The sequence below is a fragment of the Aeromonas sp. HMWF015 genome (assembly GCF_963878965.1).
GTDB classification, from domain to species: domain Bacteria; phylum Pseudomonadota; class Gammaproteobacteria; order Enterobacterales; family Aeromonadaceae; genus Aeromonas; species Aeromonas veronii.
On sequence record NZ_CAWNZT010000159.1, the window covers coordinates 1 to 23,405 of the forward strand.

Annotated in this window: 20 protein-coding genes; 15 read left to right on the forward strand and 5 right to left on the reverse strand. The window is 60.4% G+C overall.

The genetic code is table 11. From position 1 onward, the window contains the following. The 8 genes from AACS18_RS07975 to lipA form a co-directional block, all read left to right on the forward strand. On the forward strand, positions 1–1,049 hold a 1,049-nt coding region (locus AACS18_RS07975; protein ID WP_258228885.1), incomplete at its 5' end, for a penicillin-binding transpeptidase domain-containing protein. Beyond that, a complete protein-coding gene (gene rodA / locus AACS18_RS07980) occupies positions 1,042–2,145 on the forward strand; it encodes a rod shape-determining protein RodA (protein WP_005335170.1) in 1,104 nt (367 codons plus the stop codon). The genes AACS18_RS07975 and rodA, both read left to right, overlap by 8 nt. Continuing rightward, positions 2,145–3,143, forward strand: a complete 999-nt coding sequence (gene mltB, locus AACS18_RS07985) for a lytic murein transglycosylase B (protein ID WP_108614078.1) — start codon at positions 2,145–2,147, stop codon at positions 3,141–3,143. Before rodA ends, mltB begins: the two co-directional genes overlap by 1 nt. Then, on the forward strand, positions 3,085–4,065 hold the full coding sequence (locus AACS18_RS07990) for a septal ring lytic transglycosylase RlpA family protein (protein ID WP_108614079.1): 981 nt from the start codon (positions 3,085–3,087) through the stop codon (positions 4,063–4,065). Before mltB ends, AACS18_RS07990 begins: the two co-directional genes overlap by 59 nt. A gap of 186 nt (positions 4,066–4,251) precedes the next feature. Beyond that, the gene (locus tag AACS18_RS07995) at positions 4,252–5,448 is read left to right on the forward strand and encodes a D-alanyl-D-alanine carboxypeptidase family protein (RefSeq protein WP_108614080.1); all 1,197 of its coding nucleotides are present in this window, start codon (positions 4,252–4,254) and stop codon (positions 5,446–5,448) included. Positions 5,449–5,740: 292 nt separating this feature from the next. Continuing rightward, positions 5,741–6,004, forward strand: a complete 264-nt coding sequence (gene ybeD / locus AACS18_RS08000) for a DUF493 family protein YbeD (RefSeq protein ID WP_005335178.1) — start codon at positions 5,741–5,743, stop codon at positions 6,002–6,004. A gap of 62 nt (positions 6,005–6,066) precedes the next feature. Continuing rightward, on the forward strand, positions 6,067–6,744 hold the full coding sequence (lipB, locus tag AACS18_RS08005) for a lipoyl(octanoyl) transferase LipB (protein WP_108614081.1): 678 nt from the start codon (positions 6,067–6,069) through the stop codon (positions 6,742–6,744). Continuing rightward, positions 6,741–7,706, forward strand: coding sequence for a lipoyl synthase (lipA, locus tag AACS18_RS08010; RefSeq protein ID WP_005335190.1), 966 nt, complete (start codon positions 6,741–6,743; stop codon positions 7,704–7,706). The genes lipB and lipA overlap by 4 nt, the downstream gene beginning before the upstream one ends. Before the next feature lie 105 nt (positions 7,707–7,811). Here the strand turns inward: lipA and AACS18_RS08015 are convergent, their stop codons facing one another. Further along, positions 7,812–8,375, reverse strand: a complete 564-nt coding sequence (locus AACS18_RS08015; protein ID WP_108614082.1) for an NUDIX domain-containing protein — start codon at positions 8,373–8,375, stop codon at positions 7,812–7,814. Between the two features lie 7 nt (positions 8,376–8,382). Beyond that, a complete protein-coding gene (locus AACS18_RS08020; protein WP_108614083.1) occupies positions 8,383–9,183 on the reverse strand; it encodes a DUF2989 domain-containing protein in 801 nt (266 codons plus the stop codon). Positions 9,184–9,392: 209 nt separating this feature from the next. Between AACS18_RS08020 and AACS18_RS08025 the strand changes: the two genes are divergently transcribed. Both AACS18_RS08025 and AACS18_RS08030 read left to right on the forward strand, forming a co-directional pair. After that, the gene (locus tag AACS18_RS08025) at positions 9,393–10,826 is read left to right on the forward strand and encodes a glyceraldehyde-3-phosphate dehydrogenase (protein WP_108614084.1); all 1,434 of its coding nucleotides are present in this window, start codon (positions 9,393–9,395) and stop codon (positions 10,824–10,826) included. Positions 10,827–10,889: 63 nt separating this feature from the next. Further along, positions 10,890–11,183 carry a YeaC family protein gene (locus AACS18_RS08030; protein ID WP_011707127.1) on the forward strand — a complete coding sequence of 98 codons (294 nt, stop codon included), beginning with the start codon at positions 10,890–10,892 and terminating at the stop codon, positions 11,181–11,183. Between the two features lie 235 nt (positions 11,184–11,418). On the opposite strand, the gene ansA is transcribed toward AACS18_RS08030, so the two are convergent. Continuing rightward, a complete protein-coding gene (ansA, locus tag AACS18_RS08035) occupies positions 11,419–12,426 on the reverse strand; it encodes an asparaginase (protein WP_108614085.1) in 1,008 nt (335 codons plus the stop codon). Positions 12,427–12,872: 446 nt separating this feature from the next. Between ansA and gltS the strand changes: the two genes are divergently transcribed. Continuing rightward, positions 12,873–14,072, forward strand: a complete 1,200-nt coding sequence (gene gltS, locus AACS18_RS08040; protein ID WP_108614086.1) for a sodium/glutamate symporter — start codon at positions 12,873–12,875, stop codon at positions 14,070–14,072. A 240-nt stretch (positions 14,073–14,312) separates the two neighbouring features. Here gltS and AACS18_RS08045 read toward each other — a convergent pair whose 3' ends face one another. Then, positions 14,313–16,184, reverse strand: a complete 1,872-nt coding sequence (locus AACS18_RS08045) for a methyl-accepting chemotaxis protein (RefSeq protein ID WP_108614087.1) — start codon at positions 16,182–16,184, stop codon at positions 14,313–14,315. Between the two features lie 256 nt (positions 16,185–16,440). Between AACS18_RS08045 and prfB the strand changes: the two genes are divergently transcribed. Next, positions 16,441–17,539 (forward strand): peptide chain release factor 2 gene (gene prfB / locus AACS18_RS08050; protein WP_108614088.1). Its coding sequence is split into 2 segments (ribosomal slippage): positions 16,441–16,515 and positions 16,517–17,539, totalling 1,098 coding nucleotides; the frame shifts between segments, so codons are not numbered across the junction. A 16-nt stretch (positions 17,540–17,555) separates the two neighbouring features. After that, entirely contained in the window at positions 17,556–19,091 is a 1,536-nt protein-coding gene (gene lysS, locus AACS18_RS08055; protein ID WP_005335201.1) for a lysine--tRNA ligase, read from the forward strand. A gap of 120 nt (positions 19,092–19,211) precedes the next feature. Here the strand turns inward: lysS and AACS18_RS08060 are convergent, their stop codons facing one another. Continuing rightward, positions 19,212–20,018 carry a PhzF family phenazine biosynthesis protein gene (locus AACS18_RS08060; RefSeq protein ID WP_108614089.1) on the reverse strand — a complete coding sequence of 269 codons (807 nt, stop codon included), beginning with the start codon at positions 20,016–20,018 and terminating at the stop codon, positions 19,212–19,214. A gap of 189 nt (positions 20,019–20,207) precedes the next feature. Here AACS18_RS08060 and AACS18_RS08065 point away from each other — a divergent pair, with 189 nt between their 5' ends. Together AACS18_RS08065 and cysI are read left to right on the forward strand one after the other, a co-directional pair. Next, a complete protein-coding gene (locus AACS18_RS08065) occupies positions 20,208–21,998 on the forward strand; it encodes an assimilatory sulfite reductase (NADPH) flavoprotein subunit (RefSeq protein WP_181363428.1) in 1,791 nt (596 codons plus the stop codon). Then, positions 21,998–23,405, forward strand: a 1,408-nt coding sequence (gene cysI / locus AACS18_RS08070; protein ID WP_258228886.1) for an assimilatory sulfite reductase (NADPH) hemoprotein subunit, incomplete at its 3' end; no start/stop codon positions are given. The genes AACS18_RS08065 and cysI, both read left to right, overlap by 1 nt.

Here is a 23,405-nt window from a genome sequence, read left to right on the forward strand (position 1 = left end):
GCTATGACCCCAACCTGTTCGTGACCGGTATCTCCAGCGCCAACTACTCGGCGCTGCTCAACGATCCCGCGCGACCACTGGTGAACCGCACCACTCAGGGCATTTATGCCCCTGCCTCCACCGTCAAGCCCATGATGTCCATCATGGGTCTCAACGAGGGGGCCATTACCCCGGGCTACCGCTATTTCGGCGGCCCGAGCTTCTCCATTCCCGGTACCACCAAAAAGTTTCGCGACTGGCGCCGCTGGGGTCATGGCTGGCTCGACGTCTATCGCGCCATCGAGGTCTCGGCAGATACCTACTTCTACGATCTCGCCTATCGGGTCGGCATCGACAAGATCCACAGCTACATGACCAAGTTTGGCTTCGGTCAGTACACAGGGGTCGATCTCTATGAAGAGACCAAGGGTGTCATGCCGTCCCGTGACTGGAAGATGGCCCGTTGGCGCCAGCCCTGGTATCAGGGTGACACCATCTCTGTCGGTATCGGTCAGGGCTACTGGAGCGCCACCCCGCTCCAACTGGCCAAGGCGATCAGCATCCTGACCCAGAATGGTCACGACGTCACCCCGCACCTGCTCAAGAGCACAGCCTCCCAGGCGGGGGTGGTCGATGCCCCCATCAACCCCAATATCGCCCTCAAGCTCAAGAACGACAGCTTCTGGAAAGTGGCGCAGGATGGGATGTGGCGAGTCAACCATGGCAGTGAAGGCAGTGGCCGTCACTCGTTTGCCAAGGCGCCTTACTCCTCAGGCGGCAAATCGGGCACAGCCCAGGTAGTCGGTTTGAAGGAAAATCAGGTTTACAACATCAAGACGGTCAAGGCGGAGCATCGCGATAACGCTTTGTTCGTTGCTTATGCCCCCTTCGAGGCACCCAAAGCGGTGGTAGCTCTGGTACTGGAAAACTCCATCGGAGGTGGTGGTGGTCGAGCTGCATCGCCCATTGCACGCCAAATGCTGGATGCCTATCTGCTGCCCCCTGATCCGCAACTGCCACCGGCACCGGAAAAGCCGTCCCAACCGAGTGAGGTCGCTCCCAATGAGTAATTCTGCCCGCCAGCAGAGCATCTGGTACAAGCTGCATATCGACTTGCCCCTGCTGCTCGGTCTGCTGGCCGTGATGACCCTCTCCATGGTGGTGCTCTACTCCGCCTCCGGTCAGGATATGGACTCCATCGTGCGCCAGCTGGTGCGCGGCGGTCTCGCCTTTGCCCTGATGATCGGCCTGGCCCAGCTGCCCCCCTCCCTCTACGCTCGCTGGTCCGTGCCGCTGTTCGCCGTGGTGGTGCTGATGCTGATTGCGGTGGACGTGTTCGGCCACATCGGCAAGGGGGCCCAGCGCTGGCTCGATCTGGGCTTTATGAAGTTCCAGCCCTCAGAGGTGATGAAGCTTTCCATGCCGATCATGGTGGCCGCCTGGCTCAGCCGCCACTCGCTGCCCCCCAAGTTCAGCCATGTGGTGATCGCCCTCATCATGGTGCTGCTGCCCACCCTGCTGATCGCCGCCCAGCCTGACCTTGGCACCTCCATTCTGGTGGCCGCCTCCGGCTTCTTCGTCATCTTCCTGGCGGGGCTCAGCTGGTGGCTGATCGGCTTGGCGGTCCTGCTGATGCTGGCCTTTATGCCGGTGCTCTGGTTCTTCCTGATGCACGACTACCAGCGCCAGCGGGTGCTGATGCTGCTCGACCCGGAGAAAGACCCGCTCGGCCGCGGCTATCACATCATCCAGTCCAAGATTGCCATCGGCTCCGGCGGCGTCTTTGGCAAGGGGTGGTTGCAAGGGACCCAGTCCCAGCTGGAGTTCCTGCCCGAGCGCCATACCGACTTCATCTTCGCGGTGTTCAGCGAGGAGTTCGGTCTGGTGGGGGTTGCCCTGCTGCTGGTGCTCTACCTCTACGTCATCAGCCGCTGCCTGTTTATCTCGATGCAGGCCCAGAACAGCTTCGAGCGACTGCTGGGTGGCGCCATCACCCTCACCTTCTTCGTCTATGTGTTCGTCAACATGGGCATGGTGAGCGGCATCTTGCCGGTGGTGGGGGTACCCCTGCCGCTGGTGAGCTATGGCGGCACCTCCATGGTGACCCTGATGGCTGGCTTTGGCATACTGATGTCCATCCAGACTCATAGAAGACTACTCGCCTGATGAGACGGGTCGGATTGCTGCTCTCTCTCGCCACCACGATGGCGACCGCCGCCGTGGCGCCGGATCGGTTGGCCCTGCTCGCCGAACAGCAGCAGGTGCCGCTGGCGGAGCTGCAGGCTGCCGTCGCCCGCGCCCAGTTACGGCAGGAGGTGCTCGACACCATCAGCAAGCCGTGGGAGGCCAAACCCTGGCATCGCTACCGGCCGCTGTTTGTTACCCCGGATCGCATCCGTGATGGCCAGCAGTTCTGGCAGCAACATGCCGAGACGCTGGCTCGCGCGGAGCAGACCTATCGGGTGCCCGCCTCGCTCATCGTGGCCATCATAGGGGTAGAAACCTTCTACGGTCGCCAGATGGGCCGTCATCCGGTGCTCGATAGCCTCTACACCCTGGGGTTCCACTACCCGGAGCGCAGCGACTTCTTTGCCAAGGAGTTTGCCCAGCTGGTGTTGCTGGCAAGGGAAGAGGGGTGGTCGCTGGAGCGCCTCAAGGGCTCCTATGCCGGCGCCATGGGGATGGGGCAATTCATGCCCTCCAGCTATCGCCACTATGCCGTCGATTTTGACGGGGATGGCAAGCGGGACCTGTTTGCCAACCCGGTCGATGCCATCGGCAGCGTGGCCAACTATTTTGCCAGCCACCAGTGGCGCTGGGGCGAATCCGTGGTGGAACCGGCCCAGATCGGGTTGATGGCGGTCGAACCTCTACTCAGGCCTGAGCCCGAGCTAACACAACAGTGGTCAGAACTGGCGGCGGCAGGGATTGAGCTCGCCACGCCGCTGGCCCCACAGACGCCGGTCAAGTTGCTGGCGTTTGCCCAAGCCGATGGACCGGAATACTGGGTCGCACGGCATAACTTTTATGTGATCACCCGTTACAATCGCAGCCAACTCTATGCGATGGCGGTGTATCAACTTAGCCAAGCCATTCAGGAAGCGTATGCATCTTCGTCACAAACTCCTCCCGCTCAGCCTGAGCTTGTTGCTGGCCGCCTGTAGCAGCCAGCCGGAACAGAGCGCCCCCATCGAGCCGCAAGCACCGGTCAGCAAGCCACCCGTTATCGAGATCCCGCAAGCCACCGGCGCCATTCCGCGCCCCGAGCCCCTGAGTGCCAGCGGCAACCGGGACTACTGGATTGGCAAGCAGAAGCACGAGGTGTGGCGCGACATCAAACACTACAGCGAAGAGGGCACCGCCAGCTGGTTGTCGCCGGATCTGGACGGCCAGAAGACCGCCAACGGCGATGTGCTGGACAGCAAGCTGTTCAGTGCCGCCCACCGCAACCTGCCCATCCCGAGCTATGTGCGGGTCACCAATCTGGACAACGGGCTGGAGACCATTGTGCGGGTCAATGACCGCGGCCCGTTCAACAGCCCGCGCCTGATCGACCTCTCCTACGCAGCGGCCAAGCAGCTGGAGATGGTCGATAGCGGTGAGGCCCGAGTACGGCTGGAGCTGATCAGCGACACTCCGGATCAGATGGTGATCATGGAGCCAATGAAGCCCATCGAAATGACTCCGACCACTCCGGCTGCGGCCTCCAACACGCTGTCGCAAGATGGCTTCCTGGGTGAACCAACCGCACTGGCGATAGCCACTCCCGCTGCCGATCCGGCTCCTGTCAAGGCACCCGCCGCCAAGCCCGCCAAAGCGGCACCTGTCAAACCAGCGCCAGCCAAGGCTGCAGAGCCCGCCAGCAGTGGTGATGGCAAGATGATCCAGGTACTGGCCAGCGGCTCCCGGGATCGGGCCGAGGCGATGGGCAAGGTGATGACCCAGCGTTACGGCGTGCCCTACCGGATCGATGCCCATGGCGCCATTTTCCGGGTGCTGATTGGCCCGGTCGCCGCCGACCAGCAGGCAAGTGTGCTGGAAAAAGTACGTCAGGGCGGACTGGAACAGGCCTTTATCGTGCCCTGATCGTCCCCTTTTGCCGCGGATGTGACTAATCGCTTACTCACTGTCATCACGTCGTTTTATGGCGTGATGACAGGGAGTGATGGATAAAAAACCAGTTCTGATCGCCATCTCGGGCTATAACCTGCGGGCGCATCTGGTATAGTTAGGCCCGCATTTTATCCCCATCTGGCTCGCAGGAATTTCAAGATGTCCAAATTTGCCCGTTCAGTTCTTCTGGCCTCACTGATCAGCGTAACCGCCCAGGCCAATACGCCGGTGCCGACACCGACCCCGAATGCCATGCCCATGGTGGTTCCCGCCGCGCCGGAGATCTCCGCCAAGGCCCATATTCTGATCGATTACTACTCAGGTCAGGTGCTGGCCGAGCAGAACGCCGAAGAGCGTCTGCCGCCCGCCAGTCTGACCAAGATGATGACCTCCTACATCATCGGCCAGGAGCTGCTGAAGGGGAACATCAAGCGCACCGACATGGTGACCATCAGCCAGAACGCCTGGTCCAAGAACTACTCCGACTCCTCCAAGATGTTTATCGAGGTGGGCAAGCAGGTCTCCGTCGATGATCTCAACAAGGGCATCATCATCCAGTCCGGCAACGACGCCTGCGTCGCCATGGCCGAATTCCTGGCGGGCAGCACCGACTCCTTCGCCAGCCTGATGAACAGCTGGGCCGCCAAGCTCGGTATGAACGACAGCCACTTCATGAACCCGCACGGTCTGGATGCGGAAGGTCACTACAGTACCGCTCACGACATGGCCCGTCTGGGTCAGGCGCTGATCCGCGACCTGCCGGAGGAGTACAAGATCTACTCTCAGAAATCCTTCGTGTTCAACGGCATCACCCAGCACAACCGCAACCGTCTGCTGTGGGATCAATCCCTGCAGGTGGATGGCATCAAGACCGGCCACGTCAGCCAGGTCGGCTATAACCTGGTCTCCTCTGCCACCAACAACGAAGGCATGCGCCTGATCGCCGTGGTACTGGGCGCCAGCAGCGAAGCCTCCCGCGCCGCAGAGAGCAAAAAACTGCTCACCTACGGCTTTCGCTTCTTCCAGAGCCTGACCCCGTATAAGGCGGGCACCGAGCTGGTCACCCAGAAGATCTGGATGGGCGACAAGTCTGAAGTGAAACTGGGCGTCGACAAAGATGTCTCCGTGCTGGTCACCCGCGGTCAGGGCAACAACCTCAAGGCTGACTTCCAGCTCGACAGCGAGCTGAAAGCCCCGCTGGCCAAGGGTCAGCGCGTCGGTACCGTGTTCCTGAAGCAGGGCGACAAAGAGATCAAGCAGGTGCCGCTGGTTGCCCTGGAAGAGGTGCAGGAAGGTGGCTTGATGAGCCGTCTGTGGGACTACCTGGTACTGCTGGTCACCAGCTGGTTCAAGTAATCCAACGCACAATCCTCACCAAACAGCGGCGCCAACAGGCGCCGCTGCTGTCTGTGACGGACAAAGGCAGTGAATAACCCTGTAAACTGCAGGTTCCGCCTTACCCTGATTTGTGGTAAAAAGCAGCACTTCCATCCTTGTCTGACCGATCCTGGCCTTGATCCCGGTCCGGGCAGCGCCCATATAGTTATGAGCCGTGCCCATATAGACTTGAAATGGCGGCCTCAACGGGCCATCGGCCACTAGCCATCCAAGATGAAGTCATCCCGGTGATGACGCAAAAGGTGAGTAAATGAATACCAAGTTTGATGAACTGCTGGAGTTTCCCTGCAAATTCCCGTTCAAGGTACTCGGCGTTGCCGACCCGGCACTGCCGGAAATGGTGGTTGAAGTGCTGCAGCAGCACGCCCCCGGCACCTACAGCCCGACAGTCCAGCCCAGCTCCAAGGGCAACTACCACTCGGTCCGCGTGACCGTGACTGCCCAGAGCAAAGAGCACATCGAAGCGATGTACCACGCCCTTGGCAAGATCGAGCTGGTGAAATACGTACTGTAATTTCTCTCTCGCCCCGTTCTGCGGGGCGACTGTTTTTGGCCGCAGCACGCCGCGAGGACGCCATGTCATCCCAGATCCCCGCCCAGTCCAGCCTGATTGTCAGGCAGCTGGGTCGCCGCCCCTACCAGCCGGTATGGGACGCCATGAAAGCCTTCACCGACAACCGCGCCAGCGACACCCCGGACGAGTTCTGGGTGGTCGAGCACGATCCCGTCTACACCCAGGGTCAGGCCGGCAAAGCCGAACACCTGCTCAATCCGGGCAATATCCCGGTGGTGCAGAGCGATCGCGGCGGTCAGGTGACCTATCACGGCCCGGGCCAGCTGGTGCTCTACGTACTGGTGGATGTCCGCCGCTGCAAATTCTCGGTTCGCGAGCTGGTGACCGCGCTGGAGACAGCCATCATCAACACCCTCGCGAAAAGCGATATCCAGGCTTATGCCAAGGCCGATGCCCCCGGGGTCTATGTGAAAAATGACCTTGGCATGGAGGCAAAACTGGCCTCGCTGGGTCTGCGCATCCGCAAGGGGTGCTCGTTCCACGGGCTGGCCCTCAACATCAACATGGACATGACCCCCTTCCTGCACATCAATCCGTGCGGCTATGCGGGCATGGCCATGACCCAGACCAGCGCCCTGGGCGGCCCGCAGAGCGTGGCCGAGGCGCAATCCATTCTGGTGGCCGAGCTGGCCCGCCTGATTGGCTATCAAACAATAACAAACACCGAGAGTGAATCATGAGCAAACCCGTTCGTATGGAGCCGGGCGTCAAGCTGCGCGATGGCGACAAGATGGCCCTGATCCCGGTGAAATTCATGCCGGATCCCAACGAAGAACTCCTTCGCAAGCCGGACTGGATGCGGATCAAGCTGCCCCCCTCCAGCCAGAAGATCGAACACATCAAGAGCACCCTGCGCAAGAACAAGCTGCACTCGGTGTGTGAAGAGGCCTCCTGCCCCAATCTGGCGGAGTGCTTCAACCACGGCACCGCCACCTTCATGATCATGGGCGCCATCTGCACCCGTCGCTGCCCCTTCTGCGACGTGGCCCACGGCCGCCCGCTGGCACTCGATCCGGAAGAGCCGAAGAAGCTGGCGCTGACCATCAAGGAGATGAACCTCAAGTATGTGGTGATCACCTCGGTGGACCGCGACGATCTGCGCGACGGCGGTGCCCAGCACTTCGCCGACTGCATCCGCGAGATCCGCGAGCACAGCCCGCAGACCCGCATCGAGATCCTGACCCCGGACTTCCGTGGCCGGATGGAGCAGGCCCTTGAGGTGTTCCGCGAGACCCCGCCGGACGTCTTCAACCACAACCTGGAAACCGCGCCACGCATGTATCGCGTCGCCCGCCCGGGTGCCGACTACAAGTGGTCGCTGGAGCTGCTGCGCCGCATCAAGGAGATGCACCCCCACGTGCCGACCAAGTCCGGTCTGATGATGGGTCTTGGCGAGACCAACGAAGAGATCGTCGAGGTGCTCAAGGATCTGCGCGCCCACGGCGTCAACATGCTGACCCTGGGTCAGTATCTGCAGCCGAGCCGCCACCACCTGCCGGTCAAGCGCTACGTGCCGCCAGCAGAGTTTGACGAGCTGAAAGATGTCGCCATGGAGCTGGGCTTTACCCACGCCGCCTGTGGTCCTTTCGTTCGCTCCTCCTACCATGCTGATCTGCAAGCCAAGGGCGAAGAGGTCAAATGATCTCGCACGACAGAGTGGCCAAGTAACCGCCACCCTCACAATGAAAAAGAGCGCCTATTGGCGCTCTTTTTGTTGGTGTCACTGACCGTTGCGGCTTGATCTACTTCAGTAGCCGTGGTCGAAGCTCCCCTGCTGATGCCAGCGTTGCAGCTGGGCCAGCACCCGGGTCTCCCGCGCCGTCCACTGGGGACAGGGCCCCGCCAGCTGGGTCTTGTTGGTCTGCAGCGCCTCGTCGAGGGCAAACCAGCCGGGCACGAAGCCAAGGCGGATCTCGTAGGGCTGCGGCTGCGGGGCCACCAGCTGATCGCCAATCCGGCACAAGTAGTAGAGCGAGCGGATGCAGTAGGCATCGAACCCCGGCTCGCGGGCGGCGCGATATTCACGGGTCTCGCCAAGCAGGCCCCCCACTTCCCGCAGCTCGGCACCGCACTCCTCCAGCAGCTCGCGAGCGAGTGCCACATGATGGCTCTCCCCCGCTTCAATGCCGCCCCCGGGGAACATCAGATCGCCGTTGACCCGGGAGTGAACCAGCAGCAGCTCGTCGCCACGGGGCACCACGGCGCGCACCGTGAGGCGCTCAAGCGTGCGGCCATCGGTACGTACCTCGCCATGAACGAAAGAGAGATCGAACGGATTGGGCCAGCAGCTGGCCGGAGAGAACGTCGTCATCACTGCCTCAGGGCCGGTAGTTGCCATGCTTGAGCTGCTCGACAATCTCGGCAGCCCGCACATCGTAGCCATCCTGCTCTGTCTTGCTCAGGGTGTGGTAGATGCCAAAACGCTTGGCTGAAACCTCGGGGCTATCCTGAAACGACTCGCTCACCTTGCCCCACAGATAGGCCAGCCCGTACTGTTTCTGGCCCATATAGAGGGTGCTGAGGGAGGTGAACATGCGGCTGTTGACCTTATCTCCCTCCTGATAGAGGGAGAGGCCGTGCTGCAGGGTGGCAATGGCCTTTTCGGGGTCGCTCTTGGCGTAGATACCGCCGAGCGCCAGTTGCAGCTCGGGTTCATCCAGCGCCTTGGTGCCTTCCTGCGCCATAAACTGCTGACGAGCCAGCTCGTTGGTGTTGTTGGTCCAGTGCCAGAGCAGCAGGTAGGGATCTTGCGAATTGCGAGTCGCCGCATCGAGCTGGGCCAACTGATCCCCGGCCGCCAGCATTCCCTCGACCCGTGGACTCTTCTGCTCGCGGGCATTCTTGTACTCGATGTTGGTGGAGCGCTCGGCACATTTGAGATAGCGCTCAAGGTTACGCATCAGCTCGTACTTGTGCCGATCCGTCCCCTCCTCCTTGAGATAGAAGCGGCTGCGAATGATGTCGGTACGCTCATAGCGGCACCAGCCATCATCCACCAGATCCTGACAGAGCTCGGGATGGTTGCTGCAAATATTGTGGATCCGGTCGTCATTGCAGCCCGCCACCACAAGGCCGACGGAAAGCATGATGAAAGTCTGTCGCAGGGGGAAATTGGCCATGGCTCACATCTTGTTGGTAACGCGGTTGGTAACAACTGGCGCCTTCACAGGCCACCTCCGGCTAGCAAACCGGTTACATATCCATTACAATGCGCGCGCCATATAAGGCCGCGACTGCAGAATAATATAACGAAATATACACCCCTACACTGATCTGCATTCGACGAATTTTCTATTACACCAACAACGTGAAATAAAGGATCTGGTCAATGACCCACGAGCACTACTTGCAAGCGTGGCAGGAGAGCCAGGAGCTCGCCGAAGCCATGCAGCCCTTGATTGGTCGCCTCTACCGACAACAAGGGGTCGAGATCACCCTCTACGGCCGCCCGCTGCAAAACGCCTCCACCATCGATATCCTCAAGGCCCACCGGGTCGTCCGCCGCCACCAAGGCGCTCCCCTCCCCATCCAGCAAAGCTTCCCCCTGCTTCAGGCTATCGTTGCCCTCAACCCCACCGCCGCCGAGGTTGACCTTGGCAAGCTGGCAGTCGGCTACTGGCAGGAGCATCAGGATGAAGCGGGGATCGAGGACTATCTGCAAGCGCGACTGGCACCAGCCCTTGGCCGCAACCAGATGCCGCAGCCGACCGACGTGGTGCTCTACGGCTTTGGCCGTATCGGCCGCCTGCTGGCCCGCCTGCTGATCGAGCGTACCGGCGCCGCCAATCCGCTGCGACTGCGCGCCATCGTGGTACGCGGTGGTCGCGACGGGGATCTGGAGAAACGCGCCAGCCTGCTGCGCCGCGACTCGGTGCACGGCCCCTTCAACGGCTCCATCGAGGTGGATGTGGAACGCAGCGCCATCATCGCCAACGGCACCTTCATTCAGGTGATATACGCCAATAGCCCGGCCGACATCGACTACACCGCCTACGGCATTCACGATGCGCTGATCGTCGACAACACCGGCGTCTGGCGTGACGAAGCAGGCCTCTCCGAGCACTTGAAGGCGCGCGGTGCCGGCAAGGTGTTGCTGACTGCCCCCGGCAAAGGGGAGATGAAGAACGTGGTGTTCGGGGTCAACCATGAGGTGATAGGCCCCGATGACAGGATCATCTCTGCCGCCTCCTGCACCACCAATGCCATCACCCCGGTGCTCAAGGTGATGCAGGAGCGGTACGGCATCCGCCACGGCCACGTGGAGACGGTCCACTCCTACACCAACGATCAGAACCTCATCGACAACTATCACAAAGGCGAGCGCCGCGGTCGCAGTGCCGCCCTCAATATGGTGATGACCAGCACCGGCGCCGCCAAGGCGGTGGCCAAGGCGCTGCCCGAGCTCAAGGGCAAGCTGACCGGCAACGCCATCCGGGTGCCGACCCCCAATGTCTCGCTGGCGATTATCAATCTGTCGCTGGAGCAGGCCACCGATCGGGAGAGCCTCAACGCCTATCTGCAGCAGATGGCGTTAAGCTCGGCCCTGCACCGCCAGATCGACTTCAGCGCCAGCACCGAGCTGGTCTCCTCCGACATGGTAGGCTCCCGTTATGCGGGCATCGTCGACTCCCAGGCGACCATCGCCGAAGGGGATCACTGTGTGCTCTACGTATGGTATGACAACGAGTTCGGGTACAGTTGTCAGGTAGTGAGGGTGATGGAGCAGATGGCTGGCGTAGTCCGCCAGGATCTACCGGCATAGCCCGCCAGGAGCTGCCGGGCTGACCCCGAAGTTTATGGCTCAATAGTTCAAGGAGAAGGCCGGATGTCGTTTCAACAGGGTGAGTTTTTGCAAGCAATCAGGCAGATGCCCGCAGAGGTGTACGAGCGGCTCAAGACCGCAGTCGAGCTGGGCAAGTGGCCCGATGGCAAGCCCCTCACCGACGAGCAGAAGGCCACGTCGCTGCAAGCCGTGATGGCCTGGCAAGCGATGCATCTCGACAATCCCGAACATATGAACATCGGTCGTGACGGCGAGATCGTGATGAAGAGCAAGAGCGAGCTCAAGCGTCAGTATCGCGACGAGGAAGAGATAGTGCGGGTCGACCTTAACCATTGAACCTGACTCGGCAGGCCGCTCGCGGCGGCCACAGCAAAGAGGGGAGCCATCATGGCTCCCCTCTTTTTCCACTCTCCCCATGGTAGGGAGGTCAGAAGCTGTTCACGACCTGTAGCGAGAAGACGTCAGCAAGATGAAGAGCAGCGCAGGAACCGGAGCGTATAGATATACGTGAGGATTCCGAGCAGCACATGAGCCTTGATCACGGCTTCGCAGTAAGGTCACGGACAGTTTCTCAGGGAGTCAGCTCCCCGCGCAGGGACTGCTGCATCAACTCGCGAATGCGGTGGGAGGGCAAGTCCTGACTCAGCAGGAAGTGCAGCTTGGTGAGCGCCGCTTCGGCGGTCATGTCAAAGCCCGAGATCACCCCGGCCCGCGACAGGGCGTTGCCGGTAGCATAGCCCCCCATATTGACCTTGCCGTGCAAGCACTGGCTCAGGTTGACGATGATGACGCCGCGGGCCGAAGCCTCGGAAAGCAGCGCCAGCATGGCCGGGTTTTGCGGCGCATTGCCGACCCCGAACGACAGCAGGATCAGCGCCTTCACCGGCTGTTGCAGGATGTTGGCGATCACCTCGCTGGAGATCCCCGGATAGAGGGTCACCACGCCGATCGGCTGGGGGGTGATGTCGTGCAGCACCAGCGGCAGCTCGGACGGCACACCCAACTCGCCCGCTTCCAGCGAGATGGCGATCCCGGCATTGAGCAGCGGCGGATAGTTGGGGGAGTCGAAGGCGTGGAAGCCGTCGGCGTGCACCTTCTTGCTGCGGTTGCCGCGATAGAGCTGGTTGTTGAAGAACAGCGTCACCTCGTGGATCGGGTAGTTGGCCGCGATATAGAGGGCGTTGAGCAGGTTCTGCTGACCGTCGGAGCGCAGCTCGGCGAGCGGGATCTGGGAGCCGGTGATGATGACCGGCTTGTGCAGGTCTTCCAGCATGAAGGAGAGCGCCGAGGCGGTGAACGACATGGTGTCGGTGCCATGCAGGATCACAAAGCCATCGTATTTCTCGTAGTTGTCGCGAATATCCTCGGCGATACGCTGCCAGTCCGCCGGGGTCATGTCGGAGGAGTCGATGAGGGGCGCATACTCGTGGATATGGTAATCCGGCATCTCGGGGCGGTGGAACTCGGGCATCCGCGCCAGACAGTCTTCCATAAAGCCCGCCATCGGCACGTAGCCGTGATCGGAACGCTGCATCCCAATGGTGCCGCCTGTGTAGGCAATGTAGATAGACTTCTTCACACCCTCTCCTCTTGATGAAGTGAACACCGCCGGAACATGAACCATGTCGGGGTGAACCACAATGTCAACGCCCGCCAGCGCCTCTGCGTGCAGCGGAAACCGGCGAATTATAGAGACTGGCGCCCCAAATGACAGCCGTTCCATGCACCCTTTTCGGCTTTTCTGTCCTCTACCTACATAGTGTTAAATGTCACAATAAACCACTAAAACGAGCATTAATACGACAAAGATGGAATTAAACAATGCTTTTTGCTACAATCCGCCGGATTTTACTAAAATCTCATCTGGATGCCTGAGCATTTCAGGCCCGCACAAGCCCCATCTTTCCTGGGGCGGGGAGATGTTTCCCCTTCTTTGCTGGCACATAAGCCACACTGTTTTCATCCCGGCTGAATCTGTAAGTCTTTTGCTATGAAAGACACAGCCAATCAACATGGGAGTACTGAATGTTACAACTTGATTCCTACGCAACGCTGGTCGCTGCCACTCTGGTATTGCTGCTTGGCCGGGTGTTGGTTACCCGAGTCGGGCTGCTGCGTACCTTCAACATCCCCAAACCGGTAGCCGGCGGCCTGGTGGTCGCGCTGGTACTGCTACTGCTGCGCTCCACCCTGCAGATGGAGCTGCAATTTGATACCAGCCTGCAAACCCCGCTGATGCTGGCCTTCTTCGCCTCCATCGGTCTTTCCGCCGATCTCGCCAGCCTGAAACGCGGCGGCAAGGCGGTGGTTACCTTCCTGATGGTGGTCACCGGCCTGCTGCTGGTGCAGAACAGTCTGGGTGTCGGTCTGGCGACCCTGCTCGGTCTGGATCCCCACATGGGGCTGCTGGCCGGCTCCATCACTCTCTCCGGCGGCCACGGCACCGGTGCGGCCTGGAGTGCGACCTTCTCCGAGAAGTACGGCGTGCAATCCGCTGCCGAACTCGCCATCGCCTGTGCCACCTTCGGTCTGGTGCTGGGCGGCCTGATCGGTGGTCCGGTGGCTCGCTATCTGGTGAAGAAAGTGCAGGTGCCCGGTGAGGAGCACAATCAGGATGAGGCCCCCCAGGGCTTCGAAATGCCGGATATGGAGCGCCCCCTCACCACTTTCAGCGTCATCGAGACGCTGGCGCTGATCGCCATCAGCCTCAAGGGAGGCGAGCTGCTCTCCGCCTCGCTCAAAGGGGGCGCCTTCGAGCTGCCGATCTTTGTCTGCGTGCTGTTTGTCGGCGTACTGCTGCGCAACGTCCTGACCCTGCTGAACTGGCATGAGGTGAGCGATCGAGAAGTCTCCCTGCTGGGCAACGTCAGCCTGTCGCTGTTCCTCGCCATGGCACTGATGAGCCTGAAACTGTGGGATTTGGCCAGCCTGGCACTGCCCATCTTCATCCTGCTGGCCGCCCAGACAGTGGCGATGGCGCTCTACGCCATCTTCGTCACCTTCCGGGTGATGGGCAGCAATTACGATGCGGCCGTGCTGGCGGCGGGCCACTGCGGCTTTGGCCTCGGGGCCACCCCGACGGCGATTGCCAACATGCAGGCCATCACCCAGCGCTTTGGCCCCTCCCACCTGGCGTTTCTGGTGGTGCCCATGGTGGGCGCCTTCTTTATCGACATCATCAACGCCATGGTGATCAAGCTGTTTATGGCGATGCCATTCCTGTAATTCCCTTTCCGTCAGACGTATATGATCAGAGCCCACCTTTCGGTGGGCTCTTTGTTTGTTATCGACTCGCCAGGTGACGCAGGCAGAGCCGGGGCTCGTATCCGCCATCAAGGTGACCCGCGAGCAACTCAGAAGACCCGAAGTCCCCACATCCCGCACTCCTCCGAACAACAAAAAGCCCCGCACTCGACAGAGGGCGGGGCTTGTTTATGTCAGCCGGAACAGACCGAGACGTGCACCTTACAGGATAAAGGTCGACACCTGCTGGTTAAGGTCAGCTGCACGCCCTTTGAGGCTGTGGGCCTGATCCAGATCGCGCATGGCGGCGGCGGTGATCTCGTCACTCACATCCTTGATGGCGGTGGTGTTCTGGGTGATCTCGCCGGTCACCTGGGTCTGCTCCTCGGCGGCAGTGGCGATCTGACCCGCCATGTCGGAGATGAGGGAGATGGCGCTGGTGATCTCTTCCAGCGCACGTACCGCCTGATCGGCATCCTGCACGCTGTTGTCCGCCAGCCCCTGACTGGTCTGCATCAGGCTCACCGCACGGGCAGTGGTCTGTTGCAGGGTCTCGATGGTGGACTGGATCTGCTGGGTGGAGTCCTGGGTACGGCGCGACAGCACCCGCACCTCGTCAGCCACCACCGCAAAACCACGCCCCTGCTCACCGGCGCGGGCCGCTTCAATGGCCGCGTTCAGCGCCAGCAGGTTGGTCTGCTCGGCAATCCCCTGAATGGTGGAGAGGATGCTGGTGATGGCCTGCGCGTGGCGGCTCAGCTCGCCGATCACCTCGGTCGCCTGCCCCACCTCTTCGGCCAGACCATTGATGGACTGGCGGGTCTTGTTGACCAGCATCTTGCCCTGCTCACTGCTCTGGGCAGATTGCTGAGCTGCGGCGGCGGTGTTCTCGGCGTTGCCGGCGATCTCCATGGTGGCGCTCGCCATCTCGGTGACCGCCGTGGCGACCATGGTCACCTCCTGCTGCTGACGCTGCAGCTCGTCCACCGCGGCCTGGTTGGTCACCAGACTGCGCTCGGCATCGGCGTTCAGCTCGTTGGCCAGCTGACGGATATTGCCGATCAGCTGATGCTGACTGCCGACGAAACGGTTGAAGCTGTTGGCCAGTTGGCCCACTTCGTCGTTGGCGTCGATCTTGATGCGCTGGGTCAGATCGCCATTACCATCGGCAATACGAGCCAGTGCCTGGGAGACCTTGGTGAGCGGGCCAAGCAGCATGCTGACCAGCCAGGAGATAGCGAGGATGCTGCCCACCAGCACCAGCAGCGCCATCCCCAGCTGGGTCATCAGCAGAGAGGAGAGCGGCGCTTCCAGCGCGGCCTTGTCCAGCACCAGCACCAGCTCCCAATCCGTGTCGGGGATATCGGCCGCCCACAGCAGCTTGTCTCGACCTTCGTTGTCAAAATAAGCTGGCACCAGCTCCTTGCTCGACTTGCTCTGCTCGATCAGCGCGTTGGTCAGATCATTGTCGATCTCGCTGGCCGGTTTCATCGCCTTGGCGGCATCCTTGTAGGCGATGATGGTGCCATCCTTGTGCATCATGATGGCGAAACCGTCGGCAGGCAGCTGCATCTTGGTCACGTCTTCCACCAGCGAGGCGATGGAGAGGTCACCACCGACGACCCCGCCAGAAACCGGCTGGGCCAGGGTCACCACCATGATGTTGTAAGCCACATCGAGATAGGGCTTGGTGACAATCAGGCCACCTTTGCCCATCGCCTCCTGATACCAGCCACGGGAGCGCGGGTCGTAGCCATCGCGGTTGATGGAGGGATCGGAGTCATTCATCTTGCCGCTGCTCTCACCGAAATAGGTGAGCTGGAAACGGCCGGAAACTTGTGCCTGTTGCAAGGCATTGAGGGGGTCTGCACCGGCCTTGTTGCCGAGCGCCTGGATCACGTCACGACGGGCTGCGAGCCAGTCGCTGACACGCTCGGCCTGCTGGGTACCCAGCCGTTGCAACTGCTCCTGGCTGCCTTGCAGCAACAGGGACTTCTGGCTGCTATAGCTCTGCCAGGAGAGCAACAAAATCACCAACGAAAGGGCGATCACCACTGACAACAGTATCTTCTGCTTGAGTGACAGGTTTTTCATCATATGTTCTTCTTATTGAGGTGAGGAGCGGGTTTTTCCCTAAATTGCACAACACTACACGTAGTCATTAGCGACCCGAATGGCCAAAACTGAACCTGAAAATGGGTCTGCGGGCGATATTTTCTACCGAGGTGGAGAAAAGTGCACCAGAAATTGACGGCATGAGCCGCACAAGCCAAGGCAACCCTGTTTATTCCTTCCACAATTGGCTAGAATATCCCGTTTTTAAATCACATCGACCCTGAGAGTTTTCACGATGTTCGAAGTTAATCCCGTATTAAATAAACTTAAGGAGCTGTCTGAGCGGACCGAGCTTCTTAGGGGGTACCTTTGACTATGACGCCAAGAAAGAGCGTCTAGAAGAGGTCAACGCCGAGCTGGAACAGCCGGACGTATGGAATGAACCCGAGCGCGCACAGGCGCTGGGCAAAGAGCGCGTTGCGCTGGAAAACGTGGTCGGCACCATCGACACCCTGACCCAGGGTGTCGATGACGTCGAGATGCTGGTGAGCCTGGCCGTCGAAGGGGAAGACGAAGAGACCTTCAACGAAGCCATCGCCGAATCCGAACAGCTGGAAGCCAAGCTGGTGGATCTCGAGTTCCGCCGCATGTTCTCCGGTCAGCACGACGGCTCCGACTGCTATATCGACATCCAGTCCGGCTCCGGTGGTACCGAAGCACAGGATTGGGCCAACATGGTACTGCGCATGTACCTGCGCTGGGGCGATGCCCACGGCTACAAGCCCGAGCTGATTGAATGCTCCGACGGCGACGTGGCCGGTATCAAATCCGCCACCATCAAGTTCACCGGCGAATATGCGTTCGGCTGGCTGCGTACCGAAACCGGCGTACACCGTCTGGTTCGCAAGTCTCCGTTCGATTCCGGTGGCCGCCGTCACACCTCCTTCTGTTCTGTGTTCGTTTACCCGGAAATCGACGACGATATCGATATCGAGATCAACCCGGCGGATCTGCGGATCGACGTCTACCGTGCCTCCGGTGCCGGTGGTCAGCACGTTAACCGAACCGAATCCGCGGTACGTATTACCCACGTTCCGACCGGTGTCGTGGTACAGTGCCAGAACGACCGTTCCCAGCACAAAAACAAAGACCAGTGTATGAAGCAGCTGAAAGCCAAGCTCTACGAGCTGGAAATTCAGAAGCAGAACGCTGAGAAACAAGCCCTGGAAGAGACCAAGTCTGATATCGGTTGGGGCAGCCAGATCCGTTCCTATGTGCTGGATGACTCCCGTATCAAGGATCTGCGCACCGGCGTCGAAACCCGTAATACCCAATCGGTGCTCGACGGTGACTTGGACAAGTTTATCGAAGCCAGCCTGAAATCAGGTCTGTAAACAAGCAGGAATCACCATGTCTGAACAAACCATCACTCCGGAAGTCGACCAAACTCTCGAACTCAACAACGAGATGACCGAGCGTCGTTCCAAGCTGGCCGCCCTGCGCGCCCAGGGTAATCCTTTCCCCAACGACTTCCGTCGCGACAGCCTCTCTGGCGATCTGCACGCAGAGTTCGACGACAAAAGCGCCGAGGAGCTGACGAGCCTGGGTAAACGGGTGAAGATTGCCGGTCGCATCATGACCCGCCGGATCATGGGCAAGGCTTCTTTCGCCACCCTGCAGGACATGGCCGGCAAGATCCAGGTCTACGTCACCCGTGACGACCTGCCGGAAGGTTTCTACAACGAGCAGTTCAAGAAGTGGGATCTGGGCGACATCGTGGGTGTCGAAGGTACCCTGTTCAAGACCCAGACCGGTGAGCTCTCCGTTCACGTTTCCGATATCCGCCTGCTGACCAAGGCACTGCGTCCGCTGCCCGAGAAGCACAAAGGCCTGACCGACCAGGAAGCTCGCTGCCGCCAGCGCTACCTGGACCTGATCGCCAACGAAGAGTCTCGCAAGACCTTCATGATCCGCACCCAGGTGGTTGCCGGTATCCGCAAGTTCTTCAACGAAAAGCGCTTCATGGAAGTGGAAACCCCGATGATGCAAGTCATCCCGGGTGGTGCCTCTGCACGTCCGTTCGTCACTCACCACAATGCGCTGGACATCGACATGTACCTGCGTATCGCTCCGGAGCTCTATCTGAAGCGTCTGGTGGTCGGTGGTTTCGAGCGTGTCTACGAGATCAACCGCAACTTCCGTAACGAAGGTATCTCGGTTCGTCACAACCCCGAGTTCACCATGATCGAGTTCTACATGGCCTACGCCGACTACATCGATCTGATGGACCTGACCGAAGAGCTGCTGCGCACCCTGGCGCAGGACATCCTGGGCGACACCAAGATCCGTTACGCCAAAGAGGGCGAAGAGGGCCTGACCATCGATTTCGGTCAGCCGTTCCAGCGCCTCACCATGGTCGAGTCCATCCTGAAGTTCAACCCGGATGTAACTCTGGACGATCTGGCTACCCTCGAGAGCGCCAAGGCCGTTGCCAAGCGTCTGCACATCGAGCTGATGAAGGGCTGGGAGCTGGGCCACGTGATCACCGCGATCTTCGAAGAGACCGTGGAGCACATGCTGCTGCAACCGACCTTCATCACCGAGTACCCGGCTGCCGTTTCTCCGCTGGCCCGCCGCAACGACGTGAACCCGGACGTAACCGACCGCTTCGAATTCTTCATCGGTGGCCGCGAGCTGGCCAACGGCTTCTCCGAGCTGAACGATGCAGAAGATCAGGCCAAGCGCTTCCAGGATCAGGTTGATCAGAAAGAAGCTGGCGACGACGAAGCCATGTTCTACGACGCAGACTTCGTCACCGCACTGGAACACGGCCTGCCGCCGACTGCCGGTCAGGGTATCGGTATCGACCGTCTGGTAATGCTGTTCACCAACAGCCACACCATCCGTGACGTTATTCTGTTCCCTGCCCTGCGTCCGCAGAAGTAAGGCCCACAGAAGCCAGCTAAATCCCTTGGGTCAATCCCGAGCGTGATAGCCCATAAAAACGCCCCGCGACTGCGGGGCGTTTTTTTATAATGCTCACAACAATTGACGAATGCTTACCGCTTATGAGGCTGGCGGTAGCAGCCACTCTCCCTGCCACAAGGTGACGGCCTGACCGGCCATCAGTACCCGCGCCTCCTGCAGTTCAAGCCGCAACTCACCACCACGGGCCGAAATCTGACGGGCCCGCAGTTGCCGTTTACCAAGCCGTTCGGCCCAGAAGGGCACCAGAGCGCAGTGGTTGGAACCAGTAACCGGATCCTCATCGACGCCCACCCAAGGGGCGAAATAGCGGGAGACAAAGTCATGGTTCGGGTCGTTTGAGGGCGCCGTCACTATCACCCCCCGTCCCGGCAAAGCACGCAGAGCATGAAAATCAGGCGAAAGCGTACGGATCTCCTCTTCACTTGCCAGTTCCAGCAAGAACTTGTCTCCGGCCGCTAGGGTTTGTCTTGGTTGGCAGCCGAGCGCGGCAGCATAGGCTAGGACCAGAGTCAGTGGAGCCAATGCGATACGTGGAAAATCGAGCCAAATCCACTCATCTTCGCGCTGGGCCAGCAGCTCACCACTACGGGTCTCGAAGCGGATAGTCTCGTGTGCAGCTACCGCTCCTGTCTGCCACAACACATGAGCAGCCGCCAAGGTGCCATGACCGCAGAGATCAACCTCGACTTTCGGCGTGAACCAGCGTAACTGGTAATGGGCCCTGCCAAGTTGCACCAGAAAGGCCGTCTCGGAGAGATTGAACTCGGCCGCCATCGCCAACTGGCTGGCATCAGGCAGGGCTGCTCCCAATACGACCACCGCGGGATTGCCACCAAGGGGCTGCTGACTGAACGCATTGACATGAAACAATCGGATATTCGACATGGCACTTCCTGTGTTATCAAGTGGCTCTCATTTAACGCACTTTATACCACGCCCCTCTTTTGCTGCGGGAACAGGCGTACATCTGCCCCTTTAATGCATTAATAGAATAAAGAAGATATTTTTATTCTTTGTTGTTAGACAACACGCCCTTTAATCTGGCCAAAAATCAGACCATGGAAGACGCGTGTGATGCAATTGAAGGATTCCCCATTCAACCTCTCCCCCCTCTCTGACGAGCAGCAACGTCAGCTGGGTCAGGTACTCTCGACCCTCAATACCCAGCAACTGGCCTGGGTGAGCGGTTATCTCTACGGCCTCTCCCAGAGCGGTCACCAAGGCGTTGCAACCAGCGCCGCCGTGGCTGCGCCCAGCGGCAGCCTGACCATTCTCTACGGCTCCCAGACCGGCAACGCCAAAGGTGTCGCCACTGCCATCAAGGCGCAGGCCGAGGCCCGCGGTCTACCGGTCACCCTAGCGTCGATGGCCGACTACAAACCCAAGCAGCTCAAGAAAGAGAGCCACCTGCTGGTGGTAGTGAGCACTTACGGGGAGGGTGAACCGCCGGAGAGCGCCGTCGATCTGTTCGAGCAGCTTAAAAAAGGCAAGATCGGCAAGCTGGACGGCCTCAAGTTCGCGGTACTGGGGCTGGGTGACAGCTCCTACGAATTTTTCTGCCAGACCGGCAAAGATTTTGACGACTTCCTCGCCAAAGCAGGGGCCGAGCGGGTTTATGAGCTCGCCAGCCTCGATGTGGATTATCAGGATGCCGCCAAGTCGTGGGGCGAACAAGCGCTCAACGCCATTGCCACGACCCTCTCTACCGGAGCGGCCAGCAGCAGCGTGACCAGCTCGGTGCAGCAGGCGGTTGGCCACAGCCAATACAGCAAGGAGAACCCCTTCCCTGCCCGCCTGTCGGTCAATCAGAAGATCACCGGCCGGGATTCCACCAAGGATATCCGCCATATCGAGATCAATCTGGCCGACTCCGGCCTCAGTTATCAACCGGGGGATGCCCTCGGCGTCTGGTTCGACAACGACGCCGACCTGGTGGGCGAAGTGCTGGCCCTGACCAGCCTCTCTGGTGATGAAGCCACGGCCCACGGCACCTTGCGCGCCGCCCTGACCAGTCACTTCGAACTGACCCGGCTGCACGGCGGCTTTATCACTGGGCTCGCTGATATATCGGACAACGCCGCGCTGAAAGATCTGGCGGGCGACAAGGCCCAGGTCAATGCACTGGTCGCCTCCGCTCAGGTGGTGGATGTGCTCAAACGCTTCCCGACCGCCCTCACGGCCGAGCAGCTGATCGGGCTGCTGCGCCCCCTCACCCCGCGCCTCTACTCCATCGCCTCCGCCCAGAGCGAAGTGGAAGAGGAGGTGCACCTGACCGTCGGCGTGGTGCGCTACCCGCAGGAAGATGGCACAGTGCGCTCTGGCGCCGCCTCCTCCTATCTGGCGGATCGGCTGATTGAGGATGGCGAGGTGCGGGTGTTTGTGGAGCACAACGACAACTTCCGCCTGCCCGCCAATCCCGACACCCCCGTAATCATGGTGGGGCCGGGCACCGGCATAGCCCCGTTCCGCGCCTTTCTGCAGGAGCGGGAAGCTCAGGGAGCCGAAGGCAACAACTGGCTCTTCTTCGGCAATCCGCATTTTACCGAGGATTTCCTCTATCAGGTGGAGTGGCAGCGTTATGTAAAATCGGGGCTGCTGTCGAAGATCTCCCTGGCCTTCAGCCGGGATCAAGCCAACAAGATTTATGTGCAGGACAGACTGCGCGAAGCGGGCCAGGAGCTCTATCAGTGGCTGGAAGCAGGTGCTCACTTCTATGTGTGTGGCGACGCCAACAAGATGGCCAAGGATGTGCAGGAGGCCCTGCTGGATGTGATTGCCGAACACGGTCACAAGAGCCGTGAGGAAGCAGAAGAGTATTTGAGCGAATTGCGTCGTGCCAAACGTTATCAAAGGGATGTCTATTGATGAGCAAACAACCTCTTTCTCACCAAAAAGCGGGACCGGTCGAAGGACCGCTGGCCGACAACGAGCGCCTCAAGCGCGAGAGCAATTTCCTGCGCGGCACCATAGAGCAGGATCTGCAGGACCCGCTCACCGGCGGCTTCAACGGCGACAACTTCCAGCTGATCCGCTTTCACGGCATGTATCAGCAGGATGACCGCGACATCCGCCAGGAGCGCGCCGCCCAGAAGCTGGAGCCGCTGCACAACGTCATGCTGCGCGCCCGCCTGCCGGGGGGGATCATCACCCCGGCCCAGTGGCAGATCATCGACAAGTTCGCCGAAGAGCACAGCCTCTACGGCAGCATCCGTCTGACCACCCGTCAGACCTTCCAGTTCCACGGGGTATTGAAGCGCGACATCAAGCTGATGCACCAGACCCTCAACAGCACCGGCATAGATTCCATCGCCACCGCCGGCGATGTGAACCGCAACGTGCTCTGCACCAGCAACCCGGTGGAGTCCGAGCTGCATCAGGAGGCCTACGAGTGGGCCAAGAAGATATCCGAACACCTGCTACCCAAGACCCGCGCCTACGTGGAGATCTGGCTGGACGGTGAAAAACTGGGGCAGGATGAGGAGCCGATCCTGGGCTCCAACTACCTGCCGCGCAAATTCAAGACCACTGTGGTGATCCCGCCCCACAACGACGTGGATATCCACGCCAACGATCTCAACTTCGTGGCCATTGCCGAACACGGCAAGCTGGTAGGCTTCAACGTGCTGGTGGGCGGCGGGCTGGCCATGACCCACGGCGACACCAGCACCTACCCGCGCAAGGCGAGCGACTTTGGCTTTATTCCGCTCTCCCACGTGCTGGAGGTGGCGGCCGCCGTGGTCAGCACCCAGCGCGACTGGGGCAACCGGGTCAACCGCAAGAACGCCAAGACCAAGTACACCCTCGAGCGCGTCGGCGTCGAAGCCTTCAAGGCCGAGGTGGAGAGCCGCGCCGGCATCCAGTTCGGGCCGGTTCGCCCCTATGAGTTCACCAGCCGTGGCGATCGCTTCGGTTGGGTCGAGGGGATCGACGGCAAGCACCACCTCACCCTGTTTATCGAGAATGGCCGCCTGCTGGACTTCCCTGGCAAGCCCCTCAAAACCGGCATGCTGGAGATCGCCAAGGTGCATCAGGGGGATTTTCGCCTGACTGCCAACCAGAACCTCATCATCGCGGGCGTGCCTGCCGGCGAGAAGGCCCGCATCGAAGCCCTGGCGCGCCAGTACGGCCTGCTGGATGACGGCGTGAGCGAGCAGCGCAAGCAATCCATGGCTTGTGTGGCCCTGCCCACCTGCCCGCTGGCGATGGCCGAAGCGGAGCGTATGCTGCCGGCGTTTGTCACCGACATCGAAGGGCTGCTGGCCAAACATGGGC